Raw genomic sequence first — 14,583 nt, 5'->3', positions numbered from 1 at the left:
TCTTGGTTCGCGAGCCAGCCCAGGCGGCCCCGCTGATGCTCCAGCGCATCAGCGAGGCCCAGCACATCCTGCTGCTCACCCACGTCAACCCAGATGGCGACGCCATTGGCTCGATGCTGAGCATGTGGCACGCCCTCACGGCCATGGGCAAGCGCGCCACGCCGCTGGCCTCCTCGGTGCTGCCGAAGATGGCCGCCTGGCTGCCCGGCGTGCCCGCCATCCAGGTCTACACCCCCGGCCAGAGCCTGCCCGATGCCGACCTGATCATTATGACCGACACCGCCAGCTTTGCCCGTACCGGCGATGTGTTCGCCGAGCACGAGCTGGCCCTGCGCGACCTGCCGGTGCTGGTGGTGGACCACCACGAGACCAACACCGGCATGGGCGAGGTGAGCCTGGTGCAGCCCGAGGCCGCCTCGGCCTGCGAGATCCTGCTGCGCCTGTTCCAGGCCATGGGCGTGGATGTGACGCCCGAGCTGGCCACCTGCCTGATGTTCGGCGTGCTGACCGACACCCAGTGCTTCCAGACCGACTCGACCACGCCCGAGACCATGCGGATCGGGGCCGAGCTGCTGGCGCTGGGGGCCGACCAGGCCAGCGCGGTGAAGGAGATGTTCTACGCCCGCCCGCTGAGCACCGCCGTGCTGATCGGCATGGCCCTTGCCAACCTTCAGACCGATGGCGTGATCGCGTGGGCCACCGTGACTCAGGCCATGCTGCACGGCAGCGGCGCGGAGGATGGCGCGGTGGATGAGCTGGTGCTTGAGATGCAGCGCATCGAGGGCCTGCCCGCCCTGGTGATGTTCAAAGAGCTGCCCACCGGCGCCACCAAGATCAGCCTGCGCTCGCAGCCGCCGATCAACGTGGCCACGCTGGCCAAGCGCTGGAAGGGCGGCGGACACGCCCAGGCCGCCGGGGCCGTGCTGCCAATGCCGCCCGCCCAGGCCGCCGAGGAGGTGCTGCCCGCCCTCCGTGATCTGGTGGCCGAGCACGGCCAGCGGGTCATTCTCTCGGTCGCGCTCTAAGGAGGTACGCAATGAGCGAGCAGCAGACCGCCGAGCAGGCCATCGAGGTGAAGCCCGTCTACCGCGCCGAGGATGTCGCGGTGGCCCACGCCGATCCCGGCCAGTACCCCTTCACGCGCGGCATCTACCCCACGATGTACAAGGGCCGCCTGTGGACCATGCGCCAGTACGCCGGGTTCGCCTCGGCCCGCGAGAGCAACCAGCGCTACCGCTACCTGCTGACCCAGGGCCAGACCGGCCTCTCGGTGGCCTTCGACCTGCCCACCCAGCTGGGCCTCGACTCGGATGACCCGCGCGCCGAGGGCGAGATCGGCAAGGTCGGCGTGGCGATCGACAGCCTGGAGGACATGAAGATCCTCTTCGACGGTATCCCGCTGGATAAAGTCACCACCTCGATGACGATCAACGCCCCGGCCTCGGTGCTGCTCATGCTCTACGATCTGGTGGCCGAGCAGCAGGGCGTCTCATCCGACAAGCTGGGCGGCACCATCCAGAACGACATTCTGAAGGAGTATGTGGCGCGCGGCACATACATCTTCCCGCCGCGCCCATCCATGCGCCTGATCACCGACACTTTCTCGTACTGCCAGGCCCACATCCCGCGCTGGAACACTATCTCGATCTCGGGCTACCACATCCGCGAGGCGGGCAGCACGGCGGCGCAGGAGATCGCCTTCACGCTGGCCGACGGCATCGCCTATGTCGAGGCCGCCATCCGCGCCGGGCTGGATGTGGATGAGTTCGCGCCGCGCCTGTCGTTCTTCTTCAACGCCCACAACGGCTTTCTGCACGAGGTGGCCAAGTTCCGCGCCGCCCGCCAGCTCTGGGCCACGATCATGAAGGAGCGCTTCGGGGCCAAGAAGCCGCAGTCGCAGATGCTGCGCTTCCACACCCAGACGGCGGGGTCGAGCCTGACGGCCCAGCAGCCGCTGAACAATGTGGTGCGCACCACGCTTCAGGCGCTGTCGGCGGTGCTGGGCGGCACGCAGTCGCTGCACACCAATAGCTTCGACGAGGCCCTGGGCCTGCCCACCACCGAGAGCGCCACCCTGGCGCTGCGCACCCAGCAGATCATTGCCCACGAGAGCGGGGTAGCCGAGACCGCCGACCCCTTCGCCGGGTCGTACGCTGTCGAGTCGCTCACCGCCGCCCTGATGGCCGAGGCCAGCGCCCTGATCGCCCAGATCGACGACATGGGCGGCGCGGTCAGCGTGATCGAGCAGGGCTGGATGCAGGAGCAGATCGCCGATGCGGCCTACGCCTACCAGCAGCGCGTCGAGTCGGTCGAGCAGGTGGTAGTGGGCATGAACCGCTTCACCAGCGCCGAGGAGGTGACGCCGCCGATCTTCACGCCCAACAACGAGGTGGCGCACGAGCAGGCCACATCCCTGGCGCGGCTGCGCGCTGGCCGCGACAACGCCGCCGTGCAGAAGGCCCTGGCCGAGCTTGACCAGGCGGCGCGCGGCAGCGACAATGTGCTCTACCCCATGCGCGAGGCGCTGAAGTGCTACGCGACGGTGGGCGAGGTCTGCGGCGTGCTGCGCACGATCTGGGGCGAGTACCGGCCCGAGGTGCGCCTCTAGGGCGCGGCAAGTGAAAGAAAGAGATAGGCTATGTTCACCGACGTTGATCATATCGGCATCGTGGTGCAGGATCTGGAGGCCGGGGTGGCCTTCTACCAGCGGGCCTTCGGCGTGAAGGAGTGGGAGGTGCTGGAGCTGCCCGAGCGCCACATGCGCGTGGCGGTGGCCGAGGTGGGCGATGTGCTGATCGAGATGATCACGCCCACATCCGAGGAGGCCAGCTTCGCCAAGTTCCTGCGCGAGCGCGGCCAGGGCTTCCACCACATTGCCTACCGCGTGGATGACATCCGCGCCGCCCTCGACCAGCTGCGCGCCGAGGGGGTGCAGCTGATCGATCAGGAGCCGCGCCCCGGCATCCACAGCACCCTGGTGGCCTTCGTGCACCCCAAGGCCGCCATGGGCATGCTTGTCGAGCTGGTCCAGCACGTGTAGGGGCCGATTAACCACGAAGACGCGAAGGCACGAAGGGCGTGAGGGAATAGAGCGCAGGGAATTCGTGGTCTCTATTCCCTATTCCCAATGACGAAGGCAGGTGAGCGCTCGACGAAGGCCAATCTCCGCATGATGAAGGCAGGTGAGCGCTCGACGAAGGTCGATCCCACCACCACACCGTCAGGCTAATGCCTTCTGCCCTCCTGTTCTCATCGTTCGCTTTTGTACGCTTCGCGCCTGCGCATCTTCGTGGTTGATCATTCCCTTTTGTTCCTTGGAGTCTTGGTGGTAAACGAATCCACCGTCCCGCCACCGCACATCCCCGGTAGCCAAACCCCAGCAGATTGCACTATACTGAGGAGGACGCCAGTGCCGCACACAATTCGCGTTCTTGTCGCCAAGCCAGGGCTAGACGGCCACGACCGAGGAGCCAAGATCATCGCCCGCGCCTTGCGCGACGCCGGGATGGAGGTTATCTACACCGGACTTCAGCAGACGCCGAGCATGATCGTTGAGGCCGCCATTCAGGAGGATGTCGACGTGATCGGCCTCTCCATCCTCTCCGGCGCGCACCTCACGCTGCTGCCGCACGTCACGCGGCTGCTGGCCCAGGAGCGCGCCGAGGACATCCTGGTGATTGCTGGCGGCATCATTCCGCCTGCGGATGCCCAGCTCCTCAAGGAGCAGCACGGCATCGCCGAGGTCTTCACGCCCGGCTCGCCCATGAGCGAGATCGTGCGCTACATCGAGGAGCACGTGCGCAGTGCAAAAGATTTGGAGCTGCCCGCCACAGCCTAGGGAGTGCCTATGCCCCTAGGCGATACCGCCCACCGCCCCTGGCCCGCGCCTGCCACCCCCTGGGTGCTGGCTATGCAGTGGCATAGCCTGCTGTTCGCCCACTGGCCCGTGCCCGCCGCGTCGCTGCGCGCCCTGCTGCCGCCCGGGCTAGAGCTAGAGACCTACGGCGGCGAGGCCTGGCTGGGCGTGGTGCCCTTCCAGATGCGCGGGACGCGCCCGCGCTATGGCCCCGCCGTCCCTGGTGTGTCGGCCTTCCCCGAGCTGAACGTGCGCACCTATGTGACGGCGGGCGGCAAGCCGGGGGTGTGGTTCTTCAGCCTGGATGCGGCCAGCCCGCTGGCGGTGGAGGGCGCCAGGGCCGTGTTCCACCTGCCCTACTTCCACGCCCGCATGGCCTGCGACGACCTGGGCGGCACCATCCTCTACCGCAGCAGGCGCGCGCACCCCGGCGCGGCTCCCGCCGAGCTGCACGCCCACTACCGCCCAGCAGGCCCAGTCTACCGCTCTACGCCGGGCAGCCTGGAGCACTGGCTCACCGAGCGCTACTGCCTCTATGCCGCCGACCGGCGCGGCCACCTCTGGCGCGGCGAGATCCACCACGAGCCATGGCCGCTGCAGCCCGCCACCGCCGAGCTTGCGCTCAACCGCATGGCCGACCAGATCGGCGTGACGCTGCCGCCCCAGCCGCCGCTGCTGCACTTCGTGCGCCGCCTTGATGTGGTGGGCTGGGCACCCGAGCGGCTGCGGTGAGCTGCGCAGACCTCAGCAGGAGCCACTTTTGTGGGGAGGGTACTGGGATGCGGGAGATGGGCCAGACTTGCTAAGCTATGCACTGTACATGGTTGCATGCGGGTCATGCTGAACATGAGCACTGCTTTTATGTTGCCTGCGAACGATGATCGCTACTCCACTTTACCCACCCGGCCCATGCGGCGAAGGTGCCGCTCAGGTGTTGATGGTCATATGCATGAACACCAGCCGCCATCATTCGGCATAGGAATGTCTCAAATTGGCGTCCAGGGGCCACTCCCCTGGCGGGGGTTCAGGGGCGCGGAGTCCCTGACGCCGCCCGCGCAGGGCATTCACCCAGCATACAAGAGGAACCGCTATCGTGAATGGTACCTTGGCGTCGGGTCGTCCGGGCAACGCTGCAAGTATTGCCTACGGACGACCCGACGCAGAAACAGCATCAAAAGTGAGACCATGTGAGACCACTACCCTCATCGGGGCCGCAGTCGGTCAGCCCGACCGGGCAACGCTGCAAGCATTGCCTACGGTCGGGCTGACGCAGAACCACTTTTAGGATAAATAGCTTACAGCGCCTACGCCGCGCCGCGCGCCACCGCGATAGCCGCGCGGATGTTGGCCTCGGCCACGGGGATGGGCGTCACACAGCCTGCCGCCAGCACGTAGCCGCGCCCGCCCATCTGCGCGATGCCCTCGCGGGCCTGCTGCGCCACCTGCGCGGGCGAGCCATCCAGCAGCGTGCTCCACTGGGCCAGGCCGCCCGCCACCGCCTTGCCCGCGAAGATCTTCGCGCCCTCGGCCAGCGTGGGGCCAGACCGCTTGTCGTCCCAGTTCACGATCTGGAAGGGGTAGTCGGCCACCACATCCAGCATCAGCTCCTCGCCGTGCACATGCAGCAGGTTCAGCCAGCCCGCCTTGCTCGGCTCGGCCACCGCCAGATCCGAGGTGCGGCCCCAGCGGCGGTACTCCTCCTCGGACATGGTGCGGTAGCTGGCGTCGGCGGTGGAGAAGAAGATGCCCGCCGCGCCGGTCTTCATCACCGCCGCCACAAAGCCGCCCCAGGTCTCGATGATCGCGTCGAAGCCGCGCTTGAACGCGTCGGGGTAGCGCCGCCGCCAGATCGCCGCGTTGGGGCCGGCCAGGCAGTTGGCCACCGTCAGCGGGTTGAAGATCGTCTGCAGGAAGGGCGTGTCGCCCGCCTCGGCGGCGATCAGCTCCAGGCAGCGGATCTGCCGGGCCAGCGCGCCGGTGGTCACAGGCTGCGGCGCGATCGCCTCCCACTGCTCGATGGTGCGGATGGGCCGCTCGCCCTGCACCAGGTCGCCCTCGGGGTTGCCGTCGTAGTGGCCGCGCAGCCCCAGATCCTCGCCCACAAACGTCTGCGAGGGCGTCACCTTGATCAGGTCGAAGTCGAACCGGCGCTGGAAGTCGATGGTGGCCTTGGCCAGCAGATCTGCCGACTGATCCTCCACCGGCCAGTGCCGCCAGAGCGCCACCGGCGTGCGCGGGGTGGGCTTGTGGGCGATCGTGGCCAGCAGCAGGTCGTGTTTATCCATGGTGGTCTCCTTCTTCCCAGGCGCGGAACATGCCTCGGGGCGCGTGTCGCAGCGCCGCCATCCCGCTGTGGTGCGGCATAGGCTCAGTATACGGTCGCGCGGCGGTGGGGAAAGTTAAGGGGTTGTCGTTTCTAGGCGTAGTTGCGCAACAATATCAGCAATCTCTCGAAATCTCCCAAACCGCATCGAAAGCCCGTTCTTAATCGGTATCTGTAGCGTACTATTTCCCACATCGCGGTCAGGACGCAGATCAAGCTTGAGGAGCACGTATGGAGAAACCCGGCTTCTACCGTGGCAGGCACTATAGCGATTATACGGACAATATTCGCATGCTGGTGGGCGAGGGGAAGTTCGATGTACTTGAGCGTCTGCTGCTGCGGCTGGTCAGCACCGCCGAGCAGGAGAATATCGCCACGCGCAGCGGGGTGGCCGCCTGGCCCTACGACCTGCTGGGTGCGCTCTACCACGACGAGCACGCCTATGTGAAGGAGGCCGCGATCTACGAGCGCTTCTCGCGGCAGTCCCACACCCCCGATCGCTTCCTCTTCGTCAATCGGCTCGCGCGGGCTAGAGGCATGCTCTTGGCCTAGCTTTCTTCATCATCGTTGCCTATAGCAAGGCCCCAAGCTATCAAGCTTGGGGCCTTGCTGTGCCATGTTTACGCCGCCAGCGCCTAGCCATCCATCACGGTGTGGCGCTCGTCGTGGTAGGCCTCCTCGGCGGTGCCGCGCTTCCAGTAGGGCACGGCGCGCAGCTGGCTGCGGTCCAGCCCGTGTGCTTGGCGCAGCTCGTCGCGGATCTGGATGACCGCGCTGTTCTCGCCTGCCAGCCAGGTGAAGGTCTGCGCTGCGGTGGGCCAGGCCAGGGCGCGCACCGCCGCCACCAGCGGGCTGGGCTGGCCTGGTGTGGGCTGGTCGAGCCATGCGAGCGTCACGCCGGGCGGCACGGCCAGCTGCTGCCGGTCCTCGGGCGAGGCTAGCTCGACCAGGGCGTGGCCGCGCGCGGTGGCGGGCATGTTCTCCAGCAGCGCGCCGATGGCGGGCAGCGCCGAGAGATCGCCGACCAGCAGGTGCCACTCGGCGGGCGGCAGCACCGGGCCGCCTGCGCCGGGGCCGCCCACGCCCAGTGTGTCGCCGGGCTTGGCGCTGGCCGCCCATGCCGAGGCGGGGCCAGCGTGATCGTGCAGCACAAAGTCGATGTCGATCTCGCCTGCGTCGGCGCGGTAGCTGCGCAGGGTGTAGGTGCGCACGATGGCGCGGGGTGCGTCGGCGGGCCATGTGATGCCGCCCTGGCCGAAGCTGGGCAGGGTGGGCGCGGCCTGCCCAGGCTGGGGCAGGAAGATCTTGATGTTTGCGCCCTCGCGGCCCGTGGGGAAGCCTGCCAGGGCCTCGCCGCCCAGGGTGACGCGCTGCATGTGGGGCGTGATGTGCTGTGAGCGCCGCACCGTGAGCAGCCGTGGCCCAGGGCGGGTGGCTGGGGTTTGTGTTGGTATTGTCATAGTGTTAGATTATGCTAATATAGACTATTTGTCAATGAAAATACTATTTAATTGGAAGGGGATAGAAGCCCTGTGCGCACGGCACCAAGCGCTTCGCACCGTGGATCCTGCAGGGTGCAGCCTTGGGAGACTGTGCTATTGCCCCGTACTGTCTTGGAGCCTTGGTGGAAAGCCTTGTCCGCCGTGCACGAGCGCAAAGGCCCTGACGCGCTATTGCTTGACACCGCATCGCTTGTCCGCTACCATAGCCCCACTCGTACTCCGCGCAGCGACGCACCCGAGGCCGGTGCACCTCTCCGATGTTGGGGGGCCTTTCTTCCTACTATTGTTAATACTATATGGCCTGGCGAGCAGCTGGTCTGCTGCTGGTCGTTCGAGTGCCACGCGGCACCAAGTAGGGCTTGTATGCGGTCGCCCGTCGGCCTTCGGCCTTTTGCCGGGCTGCCGTGCCCCCTGGTCGATCTGCCCGGGCTGTCTAGGCTTGCGTCACTATGCCCTATAATAGGGCCACCGTGGTGAAGCAGCCCTGCCTCTCCGCCGATGCGATAGATCGGGTTGGATCCGGGTGGTGCTGCGGTATGTGGCGCTGGCCAAGAATGAGCCAGCGCCAGATCGATCACCTGTGGCGCAGTCGCTCTGGGATGTGATGCTATCGCGCTACAAGGCGGTGGGCACGCCCGTGAGACTGTGCCCGATTTTGTTCCAGCGCCATAGCGCTGAGCGCCCCCATGGTGGCCCTGACCTGCCGCCACCGGGCACGCATTAGATCGCATGGCATACGGCTTTCGCTCCTACATCAAGATCGTCAACCCATGAAAACATTTTTCAACCCAGCCGTGCTCTTGCTCAGCCGTCTGCGCTACCCGCAGAAGTTTGCTCTGATCAGTATCCTGTTTGCCATACCGCTCGCCTTCGCCCTCGGCAGTTCGATCATCCGCCTTCACCACGATATCGCCTTTACCAAGAAGGAGCAGGCGGGCCTTTCCTACCTACGCTCGCTGAACCTGCTGCTGGAGCACGCGCTGCTGGAGCAGCGCCTGGCCGCGATGTTTGCCAGCGGTCAGAGTGCGGTGAAAAACGATCTGGTGAATAACCAGCAGATGATCCAGCAAGATTTTCGCACGCTGCAAGATCTTGACGCGCGCCATGGCGAGGCGCTTGGCACCACCACCGATCTTGCGGTGCTCTCCTCCAGCTGGGATGCACTGCGCCCGCGTACCTTCGACATGCTCGGTAAGCAGAGCGACGATATCCACGCCAGCTTTGTCGGCGACATCCAGGATCTGATCGCGAAAGTTGGCGATAGCTCGAATCTGATCATCGACCCCGACCTCGATAGCACCTACATGATCGAGAATGTGCTGCGCTATCTGCCCGGCATCCACGAGGAGGTGTCGCAGGTTGCGGCGTTTGGCCAGCGCCTTATCGAGCAGCAGAGCGTCTCGGACACCGATAAGTCGCAGTTCACCATGCTCAGCGGCCAGGTGCGGCTGAGCATCGATTCGACCAAGCATGGCATGGATGCGGTGTTTGCCCGCAATCCCCCGATTAAGATCGCGCTGTCGGGCGACTACCAGAAGTTTGTCGAGCTGACCGATGGCTTTGTGACGGCCACCAATCAAGATCTGATCTACGCCGCGCAGATCCCGATTGACTCGGCCAGCTACAACGCCCAGGCCAAGCAGGCGCTGGAGGCCAATCTGGCGCTCTGGGAAAGCTCGTCGGAGGTGCTGGATGGCCTGCTAGAGGCGCGGCTGGCCGAGCTTGGGGGGCAGTACGCCATGCTGGTCGGCCTGAGCGCGCTGATGCTGCTGGCCGTAACCTACCTGTGGGTCGGCTTCTACTTCTCGGTGATGGATACGGTTGGCGCGCTGGGCGCGGCGGCGCGCCGCATGCTTGAGGGCTCGACTAGCGAGGTGGTGCTCTACGAGAGCCGCGATGAGTTCAGCCAGGTGATCAGCTCATTCAACGACCTGATGCACGCCCTGGCCACTGCCAGCGCCGAGCGCCAGGCGATCGTGGACAATACCTATGCGGGTATCCTAACCGTAAACCACCACGGCTACATCCAGTCGGCCAACCCCGCGATCGCCACCCTGTTCGGCTACAATGTAGTGGATGTGATCGGCAGGCCGGTCGCCGATCTGCTGCCGGTGCCCTACGCCCAGGAGTACCGCCACGTCGGCCCCGCGCGCGAGGTGGTGGGGCAGCACATGGATGGCTCGCCGCTGGCGCTGGAGCTGGCGGTGGGCGAGATGATGCTGGATGAGAAGCGGCTGTTTGTGGCCCTGCTCACCGACCTGAGCGAGCGCAAGCGCACCGAGCTTGAGCGCGCCCAGATGCAGGAGCAGATCATCGCGGGGCAGAAGCTGGCGCTGGCCGAGCTGTCGACCCCGCTCATCCCGATCAGCGACGATGTGCTGGTGATGCCGCTGATCGGCACGATTGACTCGCAGCGCGCCCAGCAGATCATCCAGTCGCTGCTGGAGGGGGTCGAGCACAACCATACCAGGGTGGCTATTCTCGACATAACCGGCGTGCCGGTGGTGGACACCCAGGTGGCCAAGAGCCTGATTGTGGCCGCCGAGGGTGTGGAGCTGCTGGGGGCGCAGGTGGTGCTCACCGGCATCCGCCCCGAGGTGGCGCAGACCCTGGTGGGCCTGGGCATCGATTTGAGCGCGATCACCACCTATAGCTCGCTCCAGATCGGCGTGGCCATGGTCTCGCAGCTGCGGCGCACGCGGGCGCGGCGGCTGGCCTAATGCGGCTGTGCGCCGCCTGCTGATGGAGAGGCAAGCCCCCGCCTGGCTGATGCTGGGCGGGGGCTTGTTGTCTGTATGCGCTGATCGGGGCTATGGCTGCGCCGCGCCCTGCTGGAACACCAGCAGCGTGCCGCCCGCGCCGTCGCGCAGGGTCAGCGTGCCCGATGCCTGCTGGTAGCTGGCGCTCTGCTGCAGCAGCTTCAGAAAGCGCTGCTCTTGATCGTTCAGGCTGTTGTCGGCGCAGGCCATCAGCGTCGATACGATCTCGCCAAACTGAATCTTCTCGCCGCTGGTCTGATATGTCCCCCCATACTGGTTACACCCACCGCTGCCGCCGACATTCCCATCTTTAAACGCGATCCCAACGTTCGACCCGGCCACCGGCGCTGTGCCGCCGATGCTGGCGAGCGTCCATGTGGTGCCATCCAGCGGGCTTCTACCGCCGCAGCTGGCGAGCAGCAGGCCGGCGAGCAGCAAACAGGCAAGGGCGATTCGCATATGGTTAGACCTCCTTTTGGGTGACGCTGTGTCTTGTACAGACGAGCGCGGCCCACCCCTGGTTCCCTTTTGACCACGGTCCAAGTCTATGGCACCATGGCCGCATTTCCGCAACGAGGGGATATTGACCATGCAGCTTTTTCGCCCGGTGGGCCTGCGCGAGCTGGCCCTGATCGCGGCCAGCGGCTACCGCGCCTTCCCGCCTCGCCTGCCCGAGCAGCCGATCTTCTACCCGGTGCTCAACGCCGACTATGCCGGGCAGATCGCCCGCGACTGGAACACCAAAGACCGCGCCTCGGGCTTCGCTGGTTTCGTGATGCGCTTTGAGCTGGCCGAGCCGTACGCGCAGCGCTTCCCGGTGCAGCTGGTTGGCGGCCTTGCCCATCAGGAGCTGTGGGTGCCTGCCGAGGAGCTGGCCGAGTTTAACGCCCACATCGTTGGGCCGATCGCGGTGGCTGCGGCCTTCTATGGCGCGGCCTTCGCGGGCCAGATCGACGCGACGACGAATATGCCGATAGATCTCTAGAAGAGGACAGCAATGCAGTTTCGCACCTTCCAGATGTCCGACTACGATGCAGTGATGGCCCTGTGGCGAGCGGTGGGGATCAGCCTGGGCGTCTCGGATGCGCCCGAGGGCATCCTGCACAAGCAGGAGCGCGACGCCGACCTGTTTGTGGTGTGCGTGGCCGACGATGGTGCGATCATTGGCGCGGTGATGGGCAGCTACGACGGGCGGCGCGGCTGGATCAACCACCTGGCTATCGACCCCCAGCGCCAGAGCCAGGGCCTGGGCGCGGCGCTGCTGGCCCAGCTTGAGCAGCGGCTGCGCGCCGTGGGCTGCGTCAAGGTTAATTTGCTGATCGAGATGCACAACGCCCGCGTCCAGCAGTTCTACGAGCGGCTCGACTACCAGCGCGACGAGCTGATCTTCATGGAGAAATGGCTCTAGCGGCGCGATAGTGCGCCGTGTCTCAGCGCACAAAAGGGCCAGGGTGCGTTCTGCACGCCCTGGCCCTTTGCTCTGCGCCTACGCCGTGGCTACTTGGCCGCCAGGGCCGCGATCTGCTCGGGCGTCAGCACGCTGTCGTACAGCCACAGGTCATCGATCTGGCCTTTGTAGGCCGCATCCCACCAGTTCACGCCCAGCGCGAAGGTCGCGTCGGTGCTGGTGAACACATCGGGGAAGTTCGCGCCGCTGTACTTCTGCACGCCATCCACATAGATGGTGAGCGTACCTTCGTTGACCGTGAAGGCCACGTGGCTCCACGCATTCGTCGGGATCTGCACGCCAGTGTCCGAGTCGTACCACGGCACCGAGCCGGACCATACCATGGTGCGCCCGCCCACGCCGCTGTGCCCCATGGGCAGCAGGCTGACCCAGTGGTTGGCGTCGCGCGCGCCGAAGAACGTGGTGGTGTAGGCCGTCAGCTGCGCGGGCTTCAGCCACAGCGCCACCGAGTAGCTGTTGCCCTGGAACATGCCGCTGGGCAGCTTCACACCCGATGCGCCGTCGAATACCGCCGCCTGGCCCTTCACGCCCGTGTCGTAGCCGATGCTGCCGCCCGCCTGGTCGATTCGCGCGCCCGTCACGCTGCCGTCGCCCTGTAGGCCTGCGCTATCGGCCAGGCTGCCGTCGAAGGCGTAGTGCGCTATCAGCCCGCCCAGCTTCTTGGCCTTCACCACCACCGTGAAGCTCTTGGTGGCGGTCGCCTTGCCCTTTGTGATGGTCGCCGTCAGCGTCACGGTCGCGTCGCCCACATCGGGCGTCGGGCGCGTCACCACGCCCGTGGCCGAGACCACGGCGGGGTTGGAGGACTGCCACGCGATCGTGCTGTGCTGGGTGCCCTCGGTGGGCAGCGACAGGTTGGCGATCACCGCGCTGGTGTCGCCCAGGCTCAGGTCGCTCACCACGGCGGCCACCGCCTGCTTGTCGCTCAGCACCTGGTACTTGCGGCCCCAGATCGCCACGCCCTGCTTCGACAGCGCGGTGAAGACCAGCGCGTACTTGGCCTCGTCGGGGTTCCACTCGCGGGCAAACACGCCGCTGTAGCGCTCGCCGCCGATCTTGATCGATACGCTGTTCGGGCCAGTCTTCAGCCACGTGCCGCTCACCGCGCCGCTGATCCTGCCCGTGGGCAGCAGAGTGATGTCTTGCGCCAGCGTGATGCTGGTGGTGATCGCCTTGTTGTGGTTGATGTACTTGTACGACCCGGCCATCTCGTCCCAGCGCACGGTGTCGGCGGTCTCGCCGGTGTAGCGGTAGGGCGCGACCACCGGCCAGCCGTCCTGGTTCATGAACATCTGGTGCACGCGCACCTGGTGGGTCTCGCCCTGCTGCGGGAAGCGGGCGTGGAAGAACAGGAAGTACTTGCCGCTCTTGGCGTCGTAGTAGGCCGAGTTGTGGCCGGGCGAGACATAGCCCACGCCGATGCCGCTGCCCGGGTCGCCCACCTTGCGGTCAAACAGGAAGTTGCCCATCAGCTTCACGCCGTACGGCTCGATCGAGGCGTCGTCGAACAGCGGCAGGTCGGGGTTGGCCTTGACATTGATCATGTCGGTGCCCTGGGCATCGTAGTAGGGGCCATCGGGGTTGCGCGAGCGAGCCACGCGGATGTTGTAGCCGCCATCTGCCGCCAGCCCGCCGAACGACATGAACAGGTAGTAGTAGCGCGTGTCGGGGCTGTAGAGGATGTAGCTGCCCTCGATCCGGCTGTGGTTGCCGCCCAGCAGCTTCTTGCCGTAGCCCTGCCCGGCCACGGGCTTGCCAGTGTGCTCATCCATCTTCATGATGAAGATGCCGCCCGAGTACGAGCCGTACACCATCCACAGCTGGCCCTTGTGGTCGTAGAACACGTTGGGGTCTACCACATTGGGGTGCACGCGCGCATCGTAGATCGTGCCGTCCTCGCTGGTCTGATCCCACATGCCCGACTTCAGGAAGATGCCCAGGTCTTTGTAGGGGCCTTCCACCTTGTCGGCCACGGCCACGCCCATGGCCGAGCGGGGCGAGTCGCCCTTGCAGGCGTTGTAGTACATGTAGAAGCGGCCATCCTTCAGTCGCACCACATCTGGCGCCCACAGCGTGTCCGACTGCGCCCAGTCGAAGGTCTCCTTCAGCTCGGTCAGCACATCGTCAAACAGCGGGTTGTCGGCGCTCACGCTCGACGAGATCTGCGTCCACTGCATCAGATCCTTGGTCTTGGCCGAGGCGAGGTGCGATCCGAATACGTAGTAGGTGTCGTCAACCTTGATCACCGAGGGGTCGTGGACCGAGACATCCGTAAACGTCGGGGGATTGGCCGGTGGGGGCTGCTTGCCTTTGGCCCCAACAAAGCTGGGGGCCAGCACGCCTACGATCAGCGCTGCGGCCAGCGTGGTGCGAAACATCGCTCTCGCCATGAGATTTTCTCCCTTCCTTGGAAGCAGTGCACGATGTACTAGGGCAACAAAAAAGGTGCGCGCGAGATTCTAGCCGGGTTGTTCTGCGGTATGTTCCGATCCTATCATGTAGATGTTCTTGTGTCAATACATGAACAAATTACTAGAAATATAAGAACAAAAGATAGTATCGCTATTGTTTTGCCTGCTCAATGGTTGGGTGAACCTAAGAGCGATCAGCACAATGCTCTGCTTGCGCCATCATGTCAACCACGCCAAAAAGCGCCCCCTCGGCATCCCGAGGGG

At 65.5% G+C, this 14,583-nt stretch carries 13 protein-coding genes; 9 read left to right on the top strand and 4 right to left on the bottom strand.

Translation table 11 applies throughout. The features are described 5' to 3' along the window. Nucleotides 1-35 precede the first annotated feature (35 nt). The 5 genes from F8S13_06370 to F8S13_06350 all read left to right on the top strand — a co-directional run bounded on the left by F8S13_06370 (nucleotide 36) and on the right by F8S13_06350 (nucleotide 4,588). The gene (locus F8S13_06370) at nucleotides 36-1,025 is read left to right on the top strand and encodes a bifunctional oligoribonuclease/PAP phosphatase NrnA (GenBank protein KAB8144680.1); all 990 of its coding nucleotides are present in this window, start codon (nucleotides 36-38) and stop codon (nucleotides 1,023-1,025) included. Nucleotides 1,026-1,036: 11 nt separating this feature from the next. Continuing rightward, a complete protein-coding gene (locus F8S13_06365) occupies nucleotides 1,037-2,608 on the top strand; it encodes a methylmalonyl-CoA mutase (protein KAB8144493.1) in 1,572 nt (523 codons plus the stop codon). A gap of 30 nt (nucleotides 2,609-2,638) precedes the next feature. Next, nucleotides 2,639-3,040 (top strand): methylmalonyl-CoA epimerase, encoded by a 402-nt coding sequence (gene mce / locus F8S13_06360; protein ID KAB8144492.1) that lies wholly within the window; start codon nucleotides 2,639-2,641, stop codon nucleotides 3,038-3,040. 369 nt (nucleotides 3,041-3,409) lie between these two features. Continuing rightward, nucleotides 3,410-3,838 carry a cobalamin B12-binding domain-containing protein gene (locus F8S13_06355; GenBank protein ID KAB8144491.1) on the top strand — a complete coding sequence of 143 codons (429 nt, stop codon included), beginning with the start codon at nucleotides 3,410-3,412 and terminating at the stop codon, nucleotides 3,836-3,838. Between the two features lie 9 nt (nucleotides 3,839-3,847). Beyond that, nucleotides 3,848-4,588 carry a DUF2071 domain-containing protein gene (locus F8S13_06350; protein ID KAB8144490.1) on the top strand — a complete coding sequence of 247 codons (741 nt, stop codon included), beginning with the start codon at nucleotides 3,848-3,850 and terminating at the stop codon, nucleotides 4,586-4,588. 572 nt (nucleotides 4,589-5,160) lie between these two features. Here the strand turns inward: F8S13_06350 and F8S13_06345 are convergent. Next, entirely contained in the window at nucleotides 5,161-6,141 is a 981-nt protein-coding gene (locus F8S13_06345) for a hypothetical protein (GenBank protein KAB8144489.1), read from the bottom strand. A gap of 269 nt (nucleotides 6,142-6,410) precedes the next feature. On the opposite strand from F8S13_06345, the gene F8S13_06340 reads away from it, so the two are divergent. Further along, nucleotides 6,411-6,731 (top strand): hypothetical protein, encoded by a 321-nt coding sequence (locus F8S13_06340; protein KAB8144488.1) that lies wholly within the window; start codon nucleotides 6,411-6,413, stop codon nucleotides 6,729-6,731. Nucleotides 6,732-6,814: 83 nt separating this feature from the next. Here F8S13_06340 and F8S13_06335 read toward each other — a convergent pair whose 3' ends face one another. Beyond that, nucleotides 6,815-7,639 carry a siderophore-interacting protein gene (locus tag F8S13_06335; protein KAB8144487.1) on the bottom strand — a complete coding sequence of 275 codons (825 nt, stop codon included), beginning with the start codon at nucleotides 7,637-7,639 and terminating at the stop codon, nucleotides 6,815-6,817. A gap of 812 nt (nucleotides 7,640-8,451) precedes the next feature. On the opposite strand from F8S13_06335, the gene F8S13_06330 reads away from it, so the two are divergent. Further along, nucleotides 8,452-10,401: a PAS domain S-box protein gene (locus F8S13_06330; GenBank protein KAB8144486.1), complete on the top strand. Its 1,950-nt coding sequence runs from the start codon at nucleotides 8,452-8,454 to the stop codon at nucleotides 10,399-10,401. A gap of 90 nt (nucleotides 10,402-10,491) precedes the next feature. Here F8S13_06330 and F8S13_06325 read toward each other — a convergent pair whose 3' ends face one another. After that, nucleotides 10,492-11,031 carry an META domain-containing protein gene (locus F8S13_06325; protein KAB8144485.1) on the bottom strand — a complete coding sequence of 180 codons (540 nt, stop codon included), beginning with the start codon at nucleotides 11,029-11,031 and terminating at the stop codon, nucleotides 10,492-10,494. Here F8S13_06325 and F8S13_06320 point away from each other — a divergent pair. Both F8S13_06320 and F8S13_06315 read left to right on the top strand, forming a co-directional pair. Next, nucleotides 11,030-11,425: an ADP-ribosylation/crystallin J1 gene (locus tag F8S13_06320; GenBank protein ID KAB8144484.1), complete on the top strand. Its 396-nt coding sequence runs from the start codon at nucleotides 11,030-11,032 to the stop codon at nucleotides 11,423-11,425. The two genes, F8S13_06325 and F8S13_06320, sit on opposite strands and share 2 nt — an antisense overlap. A gap of 12 nt (nucleotides 11,426-11,437) precedes the next feature. Next, nucleotides 11,438-11,848, top strand: a complete 411-nt coding sequence (locus F8S13_06315) for a GNAT family acetyltransferase (GenBank protein ID KAB8144483.1) — start codon at nucleotides 11,438-11,440, stop codon at nucleotides 11,846-11,848. 89 nt (nucleotides 11,849-11,937) lie between these two features. Here F8S13_06315 and F8S13_06310 read toward each other — a convergent pair whose 3' ends face one another. Further along, entirely contained in the window at nucleotides 11,938-14,298 is a 2,361-nt protein-coding gene (locus tag F8S13_06310) for a family 43 glycosylhydrolase (GenBank protein ID KAB8144482.1), read from the bottom strand. Nucleotides 14,299-14,583: the final 285 nt, after the last annotated feature.

This window comes from Chloroflexia bacterium SDU3-3 (genome assembly GCA_009268125.1).
Lineage (GTDB): Bacteria > Chloroflexota > Chloroflexia > Chloroflexales > Roseiflexaceae > SDU3-3.
This window is presented reverse-complemented; position numbering and strand designations above follow the sequence as displayed.